Annotated in this window: 15 protein-coding genes; 6 read left to right on the forward strand and 9 right to left on the reverse strand. The window is 51.3% G+C overall.

Annotated elements, in window-relative coordinates; translation table 11 throughout:
* Positions 1-2 precede the first annotated feature (2 nt).
* Positions 3-1,109, forward strand: a complete 1,107-nt coding sequence (locus ACCI49_RS07565; RefSeq protein ID WP_371838435.1) for a prenyltransferase/squalene oxidase repeat-containing protein — start codon at positions 3-5, stop codon at positions 1,107-1,109.
* Here the strand turns inward: ACCI49_RS07565 and ACCI49_RS07570 are convergent.
* Positions 1,038-1,655, reverse strand: a complete 618-nt coding sequence (locus tag ACCI49_RS07570; protein ID WP_371838353.1) for a class I SAM-dependent methyltransferase — start codon at positions 1,653-1,655, stop codon at positions 1,038-1,040. The two genes, ACCI49_RS07565 and ACCI49_RS07570, sit on opposite strands and share 72 nt — an antisense overlap.
* 107 nt (positions 1,656-1,762) lie before the next feature.
* Here ACCI49_RS07570 and ACCI49_RS07575 point away from each other — a divergent pair, with 107 nt between their 5' ends.
* Complete coding sequence (locus ACCI49_RS07575) at positions 1,763-2,485, forward strand: acyltransferase (RefSeq protein ID WP_371838354.1); 723 nt, start codon at positions 1,763-1,765, stop codon at positions 2,483-2,485.
* 37 nt (positions 2,486-2,522) lie between these two features.
* Positions 2,523-3,056: a shikimate kinase gene (locus ACCI49_RS07580; RefSeq protein WP_371838355.1), complete on the forward strand. Its 534-nt coding sequence runs from the start codon at positions 2,523-2,525 to the stop codon at positions 3,054-3,056.
* A gap of 27 nt (positions 3,057-3,083) precedes the next feature.
* Here the strand turns inward: ACCI49_RS07580 and ACCI49_RS07585 are convergent, their stop codons facing one another.
* Positions 3,084-3,554 (reverse strand): Lrp/AsnC family transcriptional regulator, encoded by a 471-nt coding sequence (locus tag ACCI49_RS07585; RefSeq protein WP_020413378.1) that lies wholly within the window; start codon positions 3,552-3,554, stop codon positions 3,084-3,086.
* 277 nt (positions 3,555-3,831) lie between these two features.
* Between ACCI49_RS07585 and ACCI49_RS07590 the strand changes: the two genes are divergently transcribed.
* On the forward strand, positions 3,832-7,389 hold the full coding sequence (locus ACCI49_RS07590) for an indolepyruvate ferredoxin oxidoreductase family protein (protein ID WP_371838356.1): 3,558 nt from the start codon (positions 3,832-3,834) through the stop codon (positions 7,387-7,389).
* Between the two features lie 65 nt (positions 7,390-7,454).
* Here ACCI49_RS07590 and ACCI49_RS07595 read toward each other — a convergent pair whose 3' ends face one another.
* Together ACCI49_RS07595 and ACCI49_RS07600 are read right to left on the reverse strand one after the other, a co-directional pair.
* The gene (locus ACCI49_RS07595) at positions 7,455-8,768 is read right to left on the reverse strand and encodes an OprO/OprP family phosphate-selective porin (protein WP_371838357.1); all 1,314 of its coding nucleotides are present in this window, start codon (positions 8,766-8,768) and stop codon (positions 7,455-7,457) included.
* A gap of 300 nt (positions 8,769-9,068) precedes the next feature.
* The gene (locus ACCI49_RS07600) at positions 9,069-9,959 is read right to left on the reverse strand and encodes a TraB/GumN family protein (protein WP_371838358.1); all 891 of its coding nucleotides are present in this window, start codon (positions 9,957-9,959) and stop codon (positions 9,069-9,071) included.
* A gap of 326 nt (positions 9,960-10,285) precedes the next feature.
* Between ACCI49_RS07600 and ACCI49_RS07605 the strand changes: the two genes are divergently transcribed.
* Entirely contained in the window at positions 10,286-11,395 is a 1,110-nt protein-coding gene (locus ACCI49_RS07605) for a glycosyltransferase (RefSeq protein ID WP_371838359.1), read from the forward strand.
* Positions 11,396-11,430: 35 nt separating this feature from the next.
* On the opposite strand, the gene ACCI49_RS07610 is transcribed toward ACCI49_RS07605, so the two are convergent.
* From ACCI49_RS07610 to ACCI49_RS07620, 3 genes are all read right to left on the reverse strand, one after another.
* A complete protein-coding gene (locus ACCI49_RS07610; RefSeq protein ID WP_371838360.1) occupies positions 11,431-11,958 on the reverse strand; it encodes an acyloxyacyl hydrolase in 528 nt (175 codons plus the stop codon).
* A gap of 163 nt (positions 11,959-12,121) precedes the next feature.
* A complete protein-coding gene (locus tag ACCI49_RS07615) occupies positions 12,122-13,270 on the reverse strand; it encodes a sigma-70 family RNA polymerase sigma factor (RefSeq protein WP_371838361.1) in 1,149 nt (382 codons plus the stop codon).
* Positions 13,271-13,490: 220 nt separating this feature from the next.
* On the reverse strand, positions 13,491-13,913 hold the full coding sequence (locus ACCI49_RS07620; RefSeq protein ID WP_371838362.1) for a hypothetical protein: 423 nt from the start codon (positions 13,911-13,913) through the stop codon (positions 13,491-13,493).
* A gap of 252 nt (positions 13,914-14,165) precedes the next feature.
* On the opposite strand from ACCI49_RS07620, the gene ACCI49_RS07625 reads away from it, so the two are divergent.
* Positions 14,166-14,495 (forward strand): hypothetical protein, encoded by a 330-nt coding sequence (locus tag ACCI49_RS07625; RefSeq protein WP_371838363.1) that lies wholly within the window; start codon positions 14,166-14,168, stop codon positions 14,493-14,495.
* A 67-nt stretch (positions 14,496-14,562) separates the two neighbouring features.
* Here the strand turns inward: ACCI49_RS07625 and ACCI49_RS07630 are convergent, their stop codons facing one another.
* Both ACCI49_RS07630 and ACCI49_RS07635 read right to left on the reverse strand, forming a co-directional pair.
* The gene (locus ACCI49_RS07630) at positions 14,563-15,321 is read right to left on the reverse strand and encodes a YciK family oxidoreductase (RefSeq protein WP_371838364.1); all 759 of its coding nucleotides are present in this window, start codon (positions 15,319-15,321) and stop codon (positions 14,563-14,565) included.
* A 52-nt stretch (positions 15,322-15,373) separates the two neighbouring features.
* Positions 15,374-16,033, reverse strand: a complete 660-nt coding sequence (locus ACCI49_RS07635) for an HAD family hydrolase (protein ID WP_371838365.1) — start codon at positions 16,031-16,033, stop codon at positions 15,374-15,376.

Raw genomic sequence — 16,033 nt, forward strand, 5'->3', positions numbered from 1 at the left:
AGATGGTGATTCCCCCGGTAAAAAACACAAACCTGTTTCCCGATGGATTTGTCCGTGACAGTGCTGCCTATATTCTCTCCCAGCAACTGCCTGATGGCTCTATTCCCTGGTTTAAGGGGCATTACGCCGACCCCTGGGATCACGTTGAGGCGGCCATGGGCTTGGCAATTGCCGGTGAGTTTGCCGCTGCGGAAAAAGCTTATCGTTGGCTGGCGGACATTCAGTTGGCCGATGGCAGCTGGTGGGCGGCTTACAGAGACGGTTGCGTTGATAATCGCGAGCGCCGTGAGACAAATTTCGTTGCTTATGTGGCCACCGGCGTTTGGCACTATTTTCTGATTCGCGGTGACAAAAGTTTTTTGCGCTGCTACTGGCAGATGGTTGAGCGTGCTATTGATTTTGTATTGGCCCTACAGACGGAGCACGGGGAAATTCACTGGGCGGTGGATGCAGAGGGTGCAGCCAAGAAGGATGCACTGGTCACTGGCTGTTCTTCGGTTTATAAGAGCCTCGAATGTGCCATCAACATTGCCAATGAGTTGGGCGTAGCCCGCCCCAATTGGGAGCGGGGGCGTCAGGCTCTGGGGCATGCTTTACGCTACAAGCCAGAGCGTTTTGACCGCACCTGGGAGAGCAAGGCGCGCTTTTCCATGGACTGGTTTTATCCGGTGTTAACAGGGGCCTTTTCCGGTGAAGCTGCTCGCGCTCGCCTGCAGCAGCGCTGGGATGAGTTTGTCGTGACGGGATTGGGTTGCCGCTGTGTCAACGATGAGCCCTGGGTAACGGTGGCGGAATCCTGCGAGCTGACAATGGCGCTACTGGCTGCGGGGCAGCGTTCCCGCGCTGAGATTATTTACCGGGGGCTGCACCGTTGGCAGGACAGTGATGGCGGTTACTGGACTGGTTATGTCTACCGGGATGAGGCAGTTTGGCCGGAAGAAAAAACTACTTGGACTGTGGGCGCAATGTTGCTGGCGGCGGATGCACTCGCCGACCTGACCCCGGCGAGTGGTTTGTTTACTTCAGTGCGACTGCCTTCAGATACGGCGCAGGATACCCAGGGTGTCCACAGTTTCGACGAGCTCGAACTGAGCGGAAGCCAGGGCTAACTTGTAAATATCGTAAGGGGCCTGGCCGCCATCGGCCGGGTCCGGGAATATATCGTGGATGGCGAGATAGCCACCGGGAACAATGTGGCGGGACCAGCTACGGTAGTCAGTCATAGCGGCTTCCAGGGAATGGCCTCCATCGATAAAGACCAAACCGAGCGGCGTATTCCAGTGACGTGCCGCGATTGCAGATGGGGCCACAATAGGAACCACCCAGTCCTCGAGCTCAGCTGTGCGGATATTTGCACGAAAGTTGCGAAAGCTGTCCATCAATTGGGCTCTTTCGTCAAAAAGGTCCGGGTCGTGATACTCCTCGCCGGGTTGATGCTCCTCTGAGCCGCGGTGGTGGTCCACAGCGAAGACCACATTGTCTGTGAGTTTGCAGGCAGTGGCCAGGTAAACGGTGGATTTTCCGCAGTAGCTGCCGACCTCCAGGCAGGGGCCTAGGCCGCTGGCTTCCGCGGCCAGATGGTAAAGTGCTTCGCCCTCGTGGGCGGCAAGAAATCCTTTGATAGCTCGAATATCGATGGGCAATTTAATGGACATGGGTAACCGCTTGCTATTTTTTGTTGCCCAAACACTAAACCGCTGCTTTCACAAAAGCAATTGCGATTTGTTTTATATGTAGTGCTAAATCAAACAGAATTTAATGTATGCGCAAGGACCACCGGCCCTATTGGATGAAGCGTTTGCAGTTGCGTTGGCGCAACTGGCGCACTGAATACTTCCTGCTTCCACAGTTTGATGCTGTAGGTGTCGAGCCTGAAGTGATGGATCCCTCTTCAGTCTATGTTTTTGGTAGTAATGTTCGTATTGGTAATTATCCTCATTTAATTTCCAATGCTGAAAAATGTATCCGCTTTACGACATTCGGCCACAAGGGTGGCGAGGCATTTATTACCATTGGTGATTATGTACTGATTTCCCCAGGTGTGCGTATTTCCGCTGCGCAATCCATAGAAATTGGCAATGCCTGTATGATTGCCGCGAATGTGTATATTTCCGATTCGGATTGGCATGGACTCTATAATCGCACCAGGCCTTTTCGTTGCACTGCACCAGTACGCCTGGGGAATAATGTCTGGATTGGCGATAGCGCGACGATTTGTAAGGGCGTGAGTATTGGAGATAATTCGGTGGTTGGGGCGGGTAGTGTGGTTACCAAGGATATTCCCGCAAATACTGTAGTTGCTGGTAATCCCGCAAAGCCTGTAAAAAGTATTAATCCCAAACGGCGAATGATTACTCGTGAGGCACTATTTGCCGATGCTTTTCGCCAGAGTCACAATCTGGATGAGCTTGATAAGATGATGCTTAAAGGCAACAGTCTCTTAGGCTGGTTGCGCTCTGTAGCTTTCCCTCGCCGTGGGGATTAAAAAGATACGCACGAATTACTCTCGAACATTTGAACTGATGAAAAAAAGAAAAAGTATTGTTCTGATTGGTATGCCAGGTGCAGGTAAAAGTACCCTGGGTGTTTTACTGGCAAAAGAGTTGGCCCTGGATTTTGTCGATACCGATGTACTGATCCAAGCCAGGGAGGAAAAAACCCTGCAGGAGATTATGGCAGAAAGCGGTTATTTGAATCTGCGGGCTATTGAGGGGGAGGTGATAGCGGCTGCGCATCTGCCCAGCCATGTAATCGCCACCGGCGGCAGCGCTGTCTATAGCGAAGAGGGTATGGCCAATTTAAAAGAGCTCGGCACCATCGTGTTTCTGGAGTGCTCTGCTGAGGAGTTGCGCCGGCGTATTCACAATTATGAAAGCCGTGGGATTGCCAAGGCTCCGGGGCAGACTTTTGAGGCCCTGTTTGCTGAACGCCAAGCTCTGTATCGGGAATATGCGGATATTACGGTGGGCTGCGATGGTCTGACCATGCAGCAGGCATTGGATCAATTGCTAAGTCAATTGCCATCGCGGCCCCAGAATGGCGGTAGAGCCCCTTGATTGCGGGGGCTCTGACTTATATCTTCCTCACAGGGGTAACTGGGTGGTGTACTTCACTTGTTTTAAGGCAAAAGTAGAGTTCACCGAGGCCACGTTGGGCAGATGCACAAGGGAGCGCTTCAGAAGTTGCTCATAATGCTCTACGCTGTCCACGACAACTCGCAGAACATAGTCTTTGTCACCACTGGTTGAATAGCACTCGACAACTTCCTGGACATCTTGAACTGCAGACTCAAAATTGTTCAGGGATTCTTCGTCATGGTTGTGGATTGTGACATAGCAGTATACTGTGACGCCTAGGTCCAGTTTGCGCGGGTCCAATAGGGTGACCCGGCCGCGGATAATGCCTTCCGCCTCCAGTCTTTTGATACGGCGCCAGCAGGGGGTGTGGGAGAGACCGACTTTGTCTCCTAGCTCCGCCATGGAATAATCGGCGTTCTCCTGCAGCGCTCGCAGAATCTTACGGTCAAAATCATCCAGGTCTGTCGAACGCTTCATAAAGACTCCTATCCTATAAAAATTTGATCGATCGAGATTTCTATCACAAATTTACGCACATTTACGTAAATAAAGCAATGCTCTGTTGCGCTTAACGAACTAGTATGACCTGACCAATCCGTCTCAGGGCGGGTGCTTTTTGTGATTGCCCGCCAAAGGACTCTGTGGGCCCATCATAAATCCAGCATCCGACTGCTGATACGAGGCGATTCGGAAGAATAATGACTCATAACTCGAACCGAGTTTCGAGAAGAATAAACGACCGGAAGTTAGGTGTATGACTGATAACGTAACCAGTCCCCAGCGCGCGGCGGACAACCAGGTAAAGAAGCAAGTATCCCTGGACGATCGCTATACCACCCTTAAAGGCCGTGTGCTTCTCTCTGGCATCCAGGCGTTAGTGCGCCTGCCGATCGACCAGATGCGTATGGATCAATCCCGCGGTCTCAATACCGCGACTTTTATTTCTGGTTACCGCGGCTCACCGCTGGGTGGCTATGATTTGCAGCTTTCTCGCGCCAAAAAATTACTGGGGCAGCACAATATTCGTTTCCAGCCGGGCGTAAATGAAGAGCTGGCCGCAACTGCGGTATGGGGTTCCCAGCAAGTGGGTCTGTTTGAAGGCGCTGAGGTAGATGGCGTCTGTGGCATTTGGTATGGAAAGACACCGGGTGTGGACCGCTCTTGTGATGCTTTCCGCCATGCGAATGCCGCGGGCTCCTCTCCGAAGGGTGGTGCCTTGATTGTGGCTGGCGACGACCATGGCTGTAAGTCATCTTCATACCCAGGCCAATCTGAATTTGCTTTCGTAGATATGCATATTCCAGTGCTCAACCCCGCCACTGTGCAGGAGGTACTGGATTATGGTCACTATGGCTTGGAGTTGTCCCGCTTCAGTGGCTGCTGGGTAGCGATGATCACTCTGGCGGAAAATATGGACAGTTCTGCCACGGTAGAAGTGGGCTCGCAGCGTGTGCAGTTCACCTATCCGGAAATCGAGCGCCCCGAGGGGGGCTTAAATATTCGCAAGCAGGATAACCCCCTGGAGCAGGAGGAGCGCCTGTGGCGTTATAAGCGTCCAGCAGCGTTGGCTTTTGCCCGTGCCAATAATCTGAACAAAGTTGTACTGGAAAACCCCGAGGCCAGTCTCGGCATCGTCACGACCGGCAAGGCCCATCTTGACCTGATGCAGGCCTTTGAGGATATGGGGATTGATGAAGACCAGGCTAAGCAGCTTGGAATTCGGATTCTCAAGGTGGGCATGACTTACCCGCTGGATGTACCTGGTATTCAGGAATTTGCTCGAGGCCTGAATACCCTGCTAGTGCTGGAAGAGAAGCGCAGCTTGATGGAAGTGCAGCTTAAAGAGGAGCTGTATAACGTCCACGTTAAAGACCCTAATTTCCCGCGTATTCTCGGTAAGGTGGATGAACATGACCAGCCACTGATGCCCGCTTACGGTGAGCTTTCACCGGCGATTGTTGCCCAGGTTTTGGGCTTTGTGTTGGGTGACGACAAGTTGGGTGAGCGTGGTCGCCATCGCCTGATGCGCCTCAATGCCCTTTCCCAGCGAATTTCCCAGCAGGCGGGCTCCAGTGTTTCACGTTTGCCCATGTTCTGTGCCGGTTGCCCCCATAACCGCTCAACTAAAGTGCCTGAGGGTAGCCGTGCTCTCGCGGGAATTGGCTGTCACTATATGGCCCAGTGGCTCGATAGGGAGACTTTTACCTTTACTCAGATGGGCGCTGAGGGCGTCAACTGGGTAGGCCAGGCGCCCTTCACCAGTGAAAAGCACGTATTCGTAAACCTGGGCGATGGCACTTATTTCCATTCAGGAATCCTGGCTATTCGTGCATCTGTCGCAGCCAGGGTGAATATCACCTACAAGATTCTGTTTAACGACGCTGTCGCTATGACAGGTGGCCAGCCCCATGACGGAGAGCTGGCACCGGATATGATCTGTCGCCAGGTATTGGCTGAGGGGGTGCAGAAAGTTGTACTGGTGATGGATAACCCGGATAAATATAAGGGTGCTCTATCTTTCCCTGCCGAGGTGGAGATCCGCCATCGCGATTATATGCCGGCGGTTATGGAAGAGCTTCGCGAAGTTGAAGGTTGTACAGTAATTATCTACGACCAAACCTGCGCTACTGAGCTGCGCCGCAAGCGCAAACGCGGCCTGTTACCCCAGGCAGAGGGGCGCCCGTTTATCAATGAGCTGGTGTGTGAAGGCTGTGGTGACTGCGTGCAGCAATCCAGCTGTATCGCGGTAGAAAAAGTTGCTACTGCCCTGGGGGATAAACGCCGGGTAAACCAGACTGGTTGCAATCAGGACCTCTCCTGCATCAATGGTTTTTGCCCATCGTTTGTTACTGTGAAAGGTGGGCGCCTGGCCAAAGGTGCCGGGGTTGGCGATGTGTTACGCACTGAGGCGGATAAATTATCTGCACCGCAACTACCCGCCCTGGGTGAGCCGTTTAACTTCCTGGTAACCGGTGTAGGTGGAACCGGAGTGGTTACTATCGGTGCTTTGCTGGCAATGGCAGCCCACATTGAAGGTAAGGCCTGCAGTACCCTGGATCAGACTGGCCTTGCGCAAAAGGGCGGGGCGGTTTATTCCCATATCCGCTTTGCTGCAAAGCCTGACGCGTTGCAGGCTGTTCGTATTTCTGATGGTCGAGCAGACGCGCTGATGGCTTGTGACCTGATTGCCGCGGGCAACCTCGCAGCCTGTCTGGCTAAGCTGGATGAAACCCATAGTCGAGCAGTGGTAAATACCCATCTGAGTCCAACCGCTGCTACTGTTTTGGGTCGTGAAGATGCACACTCGCCTCAGGCTGTATTAGACACCTTGAGTAATGCTGTTTGTGAGTTGGAGTCTGTAGAGGCGCATAGGCTCACCAAGTTGGCACTGGGGGATACCCTGGCCGCAAATATCTTTATGTTGGGTTTTGCCTGGCAAAAAGGGTTATTGCCGCTTTCTCAGGAGTCGTTGTTACAGGCTATTGAGCTGAATGGTGTTGCGGTTGAGGGCAACCTGCAGGGCTTTGCCGCTGGTCGCCTTGCCGCTGCTGATTCCAAAGCCTTAAACAAGCTACTTGCTCACGACCAGGCTCCCGTTGCTTTACCGCAGGGCCTGGAAGAAGTGGTTGCTCACCGGGTTAAGCACCTCACTGGTTACCAGAATATCGAGCTGGCGCAGCGCTACCAAAACCTGGTGGATAAGGTGAAGGCGGCGGAAGTTCTTAAAGTGCCGGGCAATCTCAAGCTTGCGGAGATTGTCGCGCGCAATTACGCCAAACTCTTGGCCTATAAAGATGAATACGAGGTGGCGCGCCTGTATATCGATGGGCGCTTTACTCAATCCCTGCAGGAAAATTTCAGCGGGGAAATTGAGTTGGAGTTCAACCTGGCCCCGCCCCTGCTAGCGCGTTTTGACAAGATATTGGGGCGCCCACGCAAAATGAAGTTTGGCGGATGGATGTTTAAAGCCTTCGGTGTCCTGGCCAAATTAAAATTCCTGCGCGGTACTGTATTGGATGTGTTTGGTTACACTGCCGAGCGCAGGATGGAGCGTGCCTTAATTAGCGAGTATGAGGAGTTGGTCGATAAGGTAGTGGGTGAGCTGAATGCACAGAACCACACCGCAGCTATTGATTTACTCAACTATCCAGAGGAAATTCGCGGCTATGGCCACGTGAAAGAGGCCAATCTGGAGAAAGTCAGGCAACAGCGTGATATGGCTCTCACTCGCTTCGAAAATCCGGTGCGCGATATCGAGCGGGCCTCTGAAGTGGAAGTGTTCGATCCTGCTAATGCCCAGCAAGTTGGTTAATTGTTATTTGAAGGGAGGCGGCTCTTTCTATATGGGGCCGCTTGCTCGCAAGTATACTTTCCTGCTTACCAGCTCCCCTGTATACGAATGGCGAATTGTTTGGTCCGGTCGTCTATAAAATTATTATCCCCCAGGGTCACATTCATCATTAGGCGCACTTTGGGGTTGAAATAATAATTGAACCCGAAAATAAAGTTGCTTACTTTCATGCCGGGAATATCCCTGTTTTCGATGGTGTCGTAGCGGGCGGTCAGTTCGAATGCGCCCTCAGGCGGATTTGGCCTGATTGATCTGAAAACCCCATTTTTCTCGTCATAGGGTTTGTGCTGCCCGGTAACTGCCCAGCTGCCCATGATGTACCAGGTGTGAACGCTCTGGTCGCCAATAAAGCATCCGGTAAATGGGTCGCAAAAGAAGTTGGGGGGGGCTCCAAAGAATTCTTCAAAAGTGAACTCGGAGAGAAATATGTCACCGGAGAAGTTGCCGAAGGCATATTCCGATTGGGCAAAGAAGGGCCCATAAGTGCCGGCCAGCTCGAGTCCAAAGATTAGAACATCTCCTCCGGGCCTGCCGAGGTAAAACTCTTCCTCGCCAAACTCTCCAAAAAAGAAATCGCTCCCACCTGGGCTTAGCGCGACTAATTGCTCTGGGCCGCGACGGCCAGCATATTCGACCAGGGCTTCTCGCGGAGGGGTGTCCTTATTGGCATCTTCGTAACTGAGCGAGGCACCGAGGTGCAGTGTGCTTTTGTAGTCATTAATTGGAGCCCAGGTAAACCTGGTTGCGGCGCCAATGCCCGAATTGAGTGGATCGCCTGGATCGCGCAAGTTAAAAAGATTGATGCCAAAAGTATGACAACACCAATAGGTATTCCAGCCTATTCCCTGTTGCCGTCCACGCCCGTCGTAAATGCCGGATTCGGTCGCGAAGGCGCGCTCCATCATGGTGGTTTCGTTGGAGCTGGTCAGTTCACCGATAGAGCGTCTGGGTTTATAGTTCCCTATGAGAAGGTCACCATTAAAAATTTCTGTGCCTAAATAGACATCTCTGAGACCACCGGTGCCAGAGAAAGCGAAGTCCCGTTCCAGTTTATATTTCCACTTCCACAACTTTCCCTTCATTGCCAGGCGTACCCGGCGAAAGTCCGTGGTATTTACCACTTCCTTGCGATCATCATCATTAGAGAAGGTCTGGTAATAATAGGTGTCATCTTTATCAAAGAAGTAGGTGTCAAAATGAATGCGGCCTCCAAGTTCCGCTGAAAAATTTCCGTCGTCGGAGACAATTTTGAGCCCCCCTTTGGTTTCGGCTTCGTCAGCCAAAGTAAGGGGGGGTAGAAAAATGCAGATTAAGGCGCAATACATTCTATAGCGTTTCATATGACAGTCCATGTCAAAGCTATTACTATCAGGGCGCGTGCTTTTTAGTTTAGCAAGTGTGGATTAACAAGTTATGTTGGGGGTGGGTACAGTTTTTCCTGTACTTTTGCGTGGACCGGAAATAATAAAATGGGGCCAGAGGTCTAGCCGTCTTGGAGGTGGGCAGTGTGCCAGGCTATTTGAAATGCAGTTCCAAAGTTGCGAGGAATCGCCGGCGGGAGCCGGCGATTCGGATATCTATAGCTAGGGGCAAAGGCGCCGTTTAAACTAATATACCGTTCGATGGAGTATAGGTTGGCATTAGATACGCTCCAATGTGTACCCACTTTTTTTCAGTAGTTCCACAATACTGCCTTCGCCTACCAGATGCCCGGCGCCGACAATAACGAACAGGGATTGGTAATTTGGCGCCTTCCGAGTAATTCGGTTGGCCATATTTTCGTTGCGATGGAAAAACAGCTTGTCATACAGCGGTTTGTATTCGGGATTCTCCTTTAGACCATCGAGAATGATCAGGCGGTTCAGGGTTGCTTCATCGCCCGCTTTCCAGGCTTTGGTAAGCTTGGGTAGGAAGCTGGAAATCTCCTCGAGTTGCTCCAGGGTTTGCTGTAGCAGTAGGGCCGGATTTTCCAGGCCGTTCAGCATCTGGAATTGCTGTAATACCCCTTCGAGTTCTATTACCGGCTTGTCATCTTTCTTGGCTTTCTTCAGAAAGTGACGGTCTATACCTAGCTCTGGGTTGAGACCGTAGGCCTGCATCTCAATCATGCTCATCGAAATCATGGCGATAGCCGGGCGCTGACGGATAAACATCGCCTCTGGCATGTTGTGCTTTTTCATCCATCCCTGCAGCTGTTTATACAGCTCTGGTGGCAGCTCATCACGCAGATTACGGTCGCCCTGATAGACGGACTCCATCATGATTTTTTGCTGCAGTAACATGTCGCCTTCGGCGGCGAGGATATCGGCCTCGACAGCAACCGCATCACTGCTTTTATAAGCATGCTCAATTTGGGGGCGTAATGGATAGAAATCCTCAGTTGCCAGGTGGACGGACCCCAGCAAGTAGGCGGTGTGGTTCTCCTTGGTTGCTTTCCAGAAGATCCCCTGATCTGTCTCGGCTGCGGAAGCAATACTGACAAACAATATGAGAGCAAGGGCGATTGACTGTGATAGGTAGCGATGGATCATTGCTTTTCCCTGATCTTATTTAAGCTAACGAAATACTATCAGCTCTCGAGCTTTGCTCATACCGGCCATGGGTGTACAGGGAAGTGGGTTGTGGGGGAGGGTACTACTGGGTCAGAAGGAAAGAATACACTGTGCTCGGGACTCGCTGTGAATATATCCCTGTAAGCTCGTAATCGGCATCCACGCCTCATACGGTCCCGAGCGCAGTGTATTCTTTCCTTCCCCCCTTTTTAGTAATTTAGAGGTAACTCTGTGAGGGATTTACTGGGAAATTAGGTCGGTGAGGGTCAAAATGGTCATTTTGTACAGTTTGCGCGGTAATTATTTTGAGAATCGTACAGGTTTGGTCTGCACTGGAGTCAGGGGGGGCAGGAAAGGCGACACTGGACTTTATACAGGAGCTGGTGCAGCAGGGCCATAAACCTGTAGTGATTTCTGCTGGAGGCGCTCTGGTTGCGCGCCTTAAACTGCATGGTATTGAGCACATCCAGCTGCCTTTACACAAAAAGCCGGTCTGGTCCCAGGGTCTTGTGCGTCGCCTGCGTAGTGCTCTGGAGGAACTGCAGGCGGATGTGATTCATGTGCACGGTCGATTGCCCGCTTTATTGGTCTGGCGCGCCTGGAGAAAGATGCCCAAGGAAGCCCGCCCCCGTTTGGTCACCCAGGTCGATCATTGTTATCCCCCCAGTCGAGGGAATGCCGCTCTGGTTGCAGGGGACAGTGTAATTGCTTCGTCACAGTGCGTGGCGGATTACTTAAATGAACGTTACGGTGTACAGCAGGTTCGAGTTATCCACCGGGGAGTTAGTCACAGAGAGTTCGATAGAAGTAAGCCGGTTTCCGGTCAGTGGCAATTGCGGCTTCTCAACGACTATCCGCAGTTGGAAGGGAAAAACTGGTGGCTGTATACCGGTGCCTTGTCTCCAGAAGGAGAGCTGGAGGTTTTTTTGCGATCGCTCTCTAAAGCCATTCTCAGCCGTGAAGATATCCAGGGACTGGTAGTTGGGACACCGCAAGAAGATGATTTGCGCAGTCTTCGCAAGCTTGAACAGTTAGCTCAGAGACTGGGGCTCGATGGAAAAGTACTATTCCTTGGAGCGCGGCAGGATATGCGTGAACTTTATGCTTCTTCTCAATTGTTTTTTAGCCTTGCCGGCCCTCGGGACCCCTGCGGGAAAAATGCCATGGCGGCATTGGCAATGGGCTGCCCAGTAATCGCCTATAAAGACAGCTGTGCGGGAGAGGTGGTCAAGCATTGTTTTCCGCAGGGATTGATTGAGAGGGGGAATCTGGAAGCTCTGGCTGATGTGGCCTTGGGGTTAATGAATAAGGCCTCGAAAGTGGAACTTCACAGCTTTTTCCATACAGATATTGTGCGAAAAACACTGAATCTGTATTGGGAGTTGCATGCTCCCTCTCAAGTGGATCGCAGCTAGTGGGGGACATTTTGATTTTATATTATTCCTCCAGCTTAAAAGTAAAAATGACCGTTAAGTGAGGCGAAATCAAATCCGGGATTGGGGATGTTGGTATTGGCATTGGAGAAGTGGCTGTAGCGTAGTGAAAGTGTATGACCGCTGGAGAAGCGGTATCCCAAAGCGAAATGCAGGGCAAAGTTCAAATTTGTGCTCAATCGAATATCGCCAAATTCTCTACGGCTTAAATAGGCCGCACCTACTCCGGCTTCACCGAAGCCGCCACTGGGCTCATGGCGTGGATACCAGCGTAAAACAGGCTTAATTTCGATAATATTCTGTCGCTGCTTCTGATCTCGGTGTTCGAGGTACATATGAGAGTAACTGCCTTGTCCCCACCACTGCCAGAAATTGCTGTTGCTGGCGGAAGAAGTGAGAAGGTAGGAGTAGTTTAGCCCCCCCATTTTTGCTGCAGAAATAGAGCGTCGTTGCATCAACGTATTATTTAAGCCTTTGCCGGCGCTTACAACAAACTCTGACTCTGCAAGAAGCAGAGGGGAATTTAACAATCCATAGATCAACAAAAATGCACAGCACGTCGAGTAGTTGTTCCTTGCGTTTGAGGCAACTGATATACCCATAGCTTCCGTTCTAATCGCAAATAATAAAGCTGCCTTTAAGGCTAGTGAGAAAATTGTTGATGGCAAGCGTATTTACCATGAACCGTCACCAACAGGCTCTTTTTGATTAGCGCCATTGCCGCTTCAACTGGCGAAGCGCGTCGGAGTGCAGTTGGCGTGCGCGCTCCTGGCTGAGACCCAGCTGCTCGCCAATGACGCGGAAAGAGCAATCCTTGTCGGATGCCAATCCGTAGCGGAGATTCAAAACAGTTCTTTGTCGCGCTGGCAGCCGCTCAACAGCTTCGCGCAAGCGTTCCGCCAGTTCCTGATTGGTTACCAGCTCATCGGTGTTATAGAGCTCGTCGGCGGGTGCGTAGTCGAGTCGGGTACTGCTTTGGTCATCTGCAACCGGGTCATCCAAAGAGCCAGTGGGTCCTGGTAGCTTTAGCAGGCTTTGGATGCGCTCCAGATCCAAGCCAGTCTGTTTGGCAAGGTTCTCATCGGATGCGGGGAGCCCTTGAGCGCGGACTTCACCAATCGCTCGGTAAATTGCACGCAAGTCGTCCTGAACGTTAGCGGGCTGACGTACCAGATCCTCATTGCGGCGCAGAGCCAGTTGGATTTCCTGTTGGATCCACCAGTAAGCATAGGTGGAGAAGCGGTAACCCATTTGTGGCTTGAAGCGCTCTATGGCTTTCATTAACCCGACGTTGCCTTCTTGGATTAGGTCGATAAAGGGCACCGAAGGATTACGGAAACGTTTGGCGATAGCGATAACCAAGCGCAGGTTGCATTGGATAAGCTTTTTGCGTTGTCTTTGGAAGCGCTTCAATACCCCGGTGAGCCTGCTGCGCTCCCGAGGCGCTAGTTGATCAAGTACCAGTAGTGCCTCAGTATGTCCGATGATGAGGCCGTGGTCATAAGCTCCGGTGCTGCCCCGCTGTTCAACACCCTCGCTGCGCAATTGCACAAGTTCCGTGCCGTATTGCTGCAATATTTCTATTAGCTTGTCTTCCAGGTCTCTGAGCAAGCAGGTGGTACTGTGCTCCTCCTCGGGGGTGAGTAGCTCCAGTCTGTATAGATGTTTCAGGTAGCTCTGCATGGGAGTGGTACCACTCTCGGTGAGTGACTCCCCAACTGAATGGATCTCTTCGATATCGGGCTCAGGATCTGCATCCTGGCCACGATCGTCTGCACTGGAGCAGGAATCGGAGAGGGCGTTGTCTGTATCCTTCAGCCAGTCTTCATCCCTTGAGTAAATATTTTCTCGGGACAAGTGCTTAAACCTTCTGTTGACTGCGTGAACGATATGTACTGTTTGGTCTCTCCGGGCAGCCTTTGGCGCCCATTTAACCTTAACAGTAGATGAAAGTTGATTATTGTGCCTTCCTAATAAGTGACTAGTAGGTGCTGATTGGTAAGCAGGGGTAGGTGGAAGCTATATGGGGTAGGGCATGCATTCCTTATTGATGCTGCCCCGATAACAATATGCGTATTTATTTCAGCCGCTTTACTCGCATTTTTCGACCGCCATTTACAGTCTTCATGAAAAAGGAGCCGAATAGAGCGCGCTCTACAATGACCAGATCTCCAGACTTCCAGTGTGCGCGAGAGCTATCATTTTGTTTCCAGACTTGGCCATTCTCCAAAGTAATTATGTTCTTGTCGTAGGCCCCTTTTTGTATTTTCTGAATTCTGGCCTCAATGGAATCAGGTGCTTCTGAAATAAATTTCTGCTCTTGGCCAAAATCTTGTTCCGAGCGTTGTTTCAGGGAGCTGCTGAGTTTGTCATAGCATACCAGTCTGTCTTTGTTTGCTGTTAGTTGGGCGCATACTTTGAGTTGCGTGCTGATGGAGTCAGCGTAGACTCCGGGGGCCATTAGGGCGAGTAGATAAATTGTAAAAACAGCTTTCATCATCTTTTTATTTACGCTATTGCTATTTGTTGGCTTTATTCTGCCCCAGTCGGTGGGGTTGGACAATTAAATTTGTGCGGCCTTTCACGCTTTTGCTGGAACTGACATGGAAAAATAGACTTCATAAGAAATTGGCTTGACTTGCGAATATAAGCCTGACTGCTTGTTCAGGTTAGTATTTGCCCCAGACCTGATTTGGTCTCTTATTGATTGGTTGGAAATAGATTGTAAATTAAAGCTATCCAGGGGTGGAAAATGAAAGGTTTTATAACTCCCGCAGTATTGCTTACCGTAGTTGCAGGTTATCTTGGCTTAGAGGGCGCGCGGCTCTTGCACTCGGAGACAGCAGTTGCTTACGCGGCGGGTGTGATAGCCAGTCAATCCCAGGACGGGCAGGTAGCCCAGCAAAACCTCTTCGGTAACAGCGATCAGAGTGGTGAAGGGGCTGATATGCACGAAGGTGGTGAGATGATGGAATTCGAAGGGGATATTTTTGCGGATGTGCCGGAACATATGCCACATGATGTTGAGGCGACCAAGGATGGGAAGTCGAGCAAGAAGTCTTTTGGAAAGTATCAGGGCTGAATTTGACAATAGAGCAGGCAATAAGAAACCGGGCTAAGCCCGGTTTCTTATTGCCTGCCTTGAAGGTTTAGCGCTTCTGTGCACTAAAGTGCTTGCCACTGTGCTCTCGGCTTTTTTCCCCCATTAGATATAAATAGGTGGGCATAATGTCCTCTGCCGCTACCACTGTCTGTGGGTTTTCGGCTGGATAGGCGGTAGCGCGCATGGAAGTGCGGGTGGCGCCGGGGTTAAGGCTGTTTACTCGGATATTCGATACGCCATCCAATTCATCCGCTAACACTTGCATCAATCCTTCGGTGGCAAACTTTGATACTGAGTAGGCACCCCAGTAAGCCCTTCCTTTTAGACCGACGCTGGAGCTAGTGAATACAATCGAACCTGCTTCCGACTTTTCCAGTAGGGGCAGTAAAGATTTGGTTAGGCCAAATGCTGCATTGACATTTACCTGCATAACCTCCTGCCAGGTAGCAAAATTATAATTTGCCAATGGAGTGCGTTGCCCCAGAAGGCTGGCATTGTGGAGGAGTCCATCGAGACGGCCGAACTCCTGATCGATGGCCTCGGCAAGGTTTTCGAAGTTTTCTATGCTGGCCTTGCTAAGGTCCATAGGAAATATGGCCGGTTGGGGTCCGCCAGCGGCTTCGATCTCGTCATAAACCATTTCAAGCTTCGGCGTAGTTCGTCCCAATAGGACTAGGGTAGCTCCGTGGGCGGCAAAGGTCTTGGCTGCAGTTTTGCCGATGCCATCCCCCGCACCGGTAACGAGAATAATTTTGTCTTTGAGGAGATTGTTTGGCGCTACATAATCGCCGACAAATTCTGACATGAAAAATCCTGATACTGTCGCCCGGCATCAGAGCAGGGCACTACTTTGAAAGTTAAATATAATGTTGCTGCAGCAGTGGCCATATCTCGTCTACGGAGCTGACCAGGTGATCCGCGCCCCAACTCGCAGGGTTGTCTGATGCATCGATGTAACCATAGCTGCAGGCGATCGTTGGCATCCCGGCACGCTGCCCGGCAATAATGTCACGCTTGTGGTCACCGATATAGACGGCATCGGACGGGTCGCAGCCGATCTGGCTGCAGGCAAGGAAAATTGGCTCTGGGTCAGGCTTTGATTTGCTTACATGATCAGGACATATCACAGCAGCTGCAGGAGGCAGGTGCTCAAATGCCTGCATAAGCGGCACCGTAAATGCCTCAGGTTTATTGGTCACAATACCCCAGGGTATGCTGTTTTCCTCGAGTGTATCCAGCAGGGCCTCTATGCCGGGAAAAGGTACAGTTAGTTCTGCAAGGTGGGCGAGATACAGGTCCAGTAGACGCTGTAACAGGCTGCCAAATTCAGGATCGCTTTCTTCTTTGCCAAACCCCAATGTAACCAATGCTCGGGAACCATTGGATACGGTACCGCGAATCGTTTCATCTGGGAGCGGTGGCAGTTGTTCCTGGTGTCGCAGCTGGTTGAGTACCACAATAAAATCCGGTGCGGTATCAAGGAGTGTACCATCCAGGTCAAATAAAACAGCTTTCAT

Origin of the sequence: Microbulbifer epialgicus (assembly GCF_041447265.1) — a bacterium.
GTDB lineage: Bacteria > Pseudomonadota > Gammaproteobacteria > Pseudomonadales > Cellvibrionaceae > Microbulbifer > Microbulbifer epialgicus.

Excerpts from the sequence above, each read along its gene's own strand:
- ACCI49_RS07635 (WP_371838365.1), bottom strand. The coding sequence starts at position 16,033 with ATGAAAGCTGTTTTATTTGACCTGGATGGTACACTCCTTGATACCGCA.
- ACCI49_RS07625 (WP_371838363.1), top strand. The coding sequence starts at position 14,166 with ATGAAAGGTTTTATAACTCCCGCAGTATTGCTTACCGTAGTTGCAGGT.
- ACCI49_RS07565 (WP_371838435.1), top strand. The coding sequence starts at position 3 with ATGGTGATTCCCCCGGTAAAAAACACAAACCTGTTTCCCGATGGATTT.
- ACCI49_RS07620 (WP_371838362.1), bottom strand. The coding sequence starts at position 13,913 with ATGATGAAAGCTGTTTTTACAATTTATCTACTCGCCCTAATGGCCCCC.
- ACCI49_RS07585 (WP_020413378.1), bottom strand. The coding sequence starts at position 3,554 with ATGAAGCGTTCGACAGACCTGGATGATTTTGACCGTAAGATTCTGCGA.
- ACCI49_RS07575 (WP_371838354.1), top strand. The coding sequence starts at position 1,763 with ATGCGCAAGGACCACCGGCCCTATTGGATGAAGCGTTTGCAGTTGCGT.
- ACCI49_RS07580 (WP_371838355.1), top strand. The coding sequence starts at position 2,523 with ATGAAAAAAAGAAAAAGTATTGTTCTGATTGGTATGCCAGGTGCAGGT.
- ACCI49_RS07590 (WP_371838356.1), top strand. The coding sequence starts at position 3,832 with ATGACTGATAACGTAACCAGTCCCCAGCGCGCGGCGGACAACCAGGTA.
- ACCI49_RS07570 (WP_371838353.1), bottom strand. The coding sequence starts at position 1,655 with ATGTCCATTAAATTGCCCATCGATATTCGAGCTATCAAAGGATTTCTT.
- ACCI49_RS07630 (WP_371838364.1), bottom strand. The coding sequence starts at position 15,321 with ATGTCAGAATTTGTCGGCGATTATGTAGCGCCAAACAATCTCCTCAAA.
- ACCI49_RS07600 (WP_371838358.1), bottom strand. The coding sequence starts at position 9,959 with ATGATCCATCGCTACCTATCACAGTCAATCGCCCTTGCTCTCATATTG.
- ACCI49_RS07595 (WP_371838357.1), bottom strand. The coding sequence starts at position 8,768 with ATGAAACGCTATAGAATGTATTGCGCCTTAATCTGCATTTTTCTACCC.